Below are 2,067 nucleotides of genomic sequence, written 5' to 3' on the forward strand. Positions count from 1 at the left end.
AAGGTCGCGCTTGCGTCCAAAACTCCAGTCGACGCCGCCGGGACCGGCGATGCCGTTTACATGCTTGCCAAGTTCACGCTCAAGGGACGGTATCCAGGGCACGAGTTGGAAGCCCAGGCCGTTGTCGATCATCGCAAACCGGCCGGAGGCCAGCGACAGTCTTCGGCGATAGACCCCTGAAACGGCCTCGCCGGACTCAGCCGGCATATGCGCCAACCCCGTTTCCTCCGCCAAGCGCCGACCCACGCTGTCGAGTTCTCGGTTGCGCAAGGTCCCGATCAGATTGCGGCCGACAACAACCTTGTCTCCATCGCGGCGGACCAGACCCCTCTCCGCCAACACGTCGATCCGCCGATCAAGCGCGGTGCGGACTTCGGCGCCGAATCCAGAGTGCGAGAGATCGGCGGGTTCGCGGGCAACCAAGCGCCGGTCGAGCCAGGTCGCCCCGTCCGCCGCTACTTGCTGGTCGAGATTGAAGTCCGAGCGGACGGCAAGCGCAATGCGTTGGCGGCCTTTCGCATCCTCAAACCGGCGCAACTCCACAATGCCGCCGATCGGACCGTCGCCGGCCGTATCGAGGTCGGGGAGTTTGAGATGATGCACACGCCCGTCAACTCCGTCGACAACAGCGAACGCGGTTCCCCTCAACTCGTCATCAAGCCCGCGGGCGATGAGACGGCCGATCACGGGTTCGCCGTGGGCTTCGCCCTCAAGCGCCCAGGCTGATGGCGCGCGAGATACGCCGTCCTTGGTAAGAGTCTTGTGCAGCCGCTTAATGATATCGCCGCGTTCCCCAAGCGCCCGCAAGCGCTGTTCCGCGTCGGCGGCCAGAACCCAGCGCGCGGGACCGGCCGGCTCCGCAAGCCCGAGCCGCTCGAGGGTCCGCATGCGGCCGATCCGAATCTCCCGCAGCGGATCGCGTCCGCCATCGCCTCCTGGCCGAAGATCGATAACCCCTTCCGCCGTTCCCGCTTCCCGGCCCAACACCCGATCAAGCTTGGTCCAGCGTTCGCTTGTGACCTCCGCTTCAAGGCCGCGCCGGATCTCGAGCTCCGATCGCGGGCCGAGTTCCCGGGTAACAAGATCTCCGGCACGCGCCCGCAAGCCGATCCCGATGTAATCGCGGCTGATGACGAGATCTGAACCATCATCAGTGCGGCCTCGCACGAGGATATGAATATGGGGGTGTTCGGTATTCCAATGATCGACGGCGACCCAGTCTAGCCGCGTACCGAGATCGCGCGATGCCTGGTCCATCAGTTCGCGGGTACAACTCCGCAAGCTTTCCAGTTCGTCGGCATCATCCGGCGAAACGATGAACCGGAAATGATGCCGGTCCCCGTCGCATCGCTCCACAAAAGCCCGGCCATCCGCATCATCGCCAGCAGCATCAAAGAGTTTACCCGGCGATCCGTCGCGGGTGACGCCGTCGCGCTTGAGATAACCGATATGGGCTCGCAGTGCTCCGGGCGAGCGCATCCGGCGTACCACACGCGCCTTGACCATAGCGCCGCGAGCGCGGTTGTTGAGGAGCCGCGCTGCGGCAAGGCTCGCCGCCCGGCCGCGACCGAACGAGCCGCCTCTCTTGGCTCGGCCGCCTGGGAGACCGCCTGCTTTCTGAGCGGCTTTGAGGGCCTGCGCGAGAAACGACTTTGCTTTGGGCGCGCGGGTCGAGCGGATACGGCCTGGACGGATGCGGAAATCGTCGTTGCGGCTCATTGTGCCCGCCGCAAGGTGTCGAAAACTGAGAAAGAACAATGGCCTATCGCGAATGACAAATTGCGCGGTACCCTCGCAATGTTTAGCGCATGCTTGAATTTGCTAACATTTCCCAACCGACCGACCGGCCGCACCTTGCGGCTTTTATCCTGCCCTCCTCTGTCGCTGGTTCCGAGCGCCCAACTTCCAGGCCAACAGTGTCTCGGTACGCGCGGCGATTTGCGACAAGATGCGGTGCGAGCGAAGCGAGCGCTTGCGATAGCGATCGTTACCCGGAGGGCCGAGACACCCGTAGGGTGGCTCGGTGAGGAGCGAAGCGACGAGTAGAGCGCGGGCCGAAGGCATCGC

The 2,067-nt window shown here is 64.2% G+C and carries 1 protein-coding gene; it reads right to left on the reverse strand.

The window, feature by feature from the left end; genetic code table 11:
• Nucleotides 1–1,719, reverse strand: a 1,719-nt coding sequence (locus AX729_RS28520) for a relaxase/mobilization nuclease domain-containing protein (protein ID WP_061027525.1), incomplete at its 3' end; no start/stop codon positions are given.
• Nucleotides 1,720–2,067 lie beyond the last annotated feature (348 nt).

It is taken from the genome of Bradyrhizobium sp. CCH5-F6, from assembly GCF_001556045.1.
Classification (GTDB): domain Bacteria; phylum Pseudomonadota; class Alphaproteobacteria; order Rhizobiales; family Xanthobacteraceae; genus Bradyrhizobium.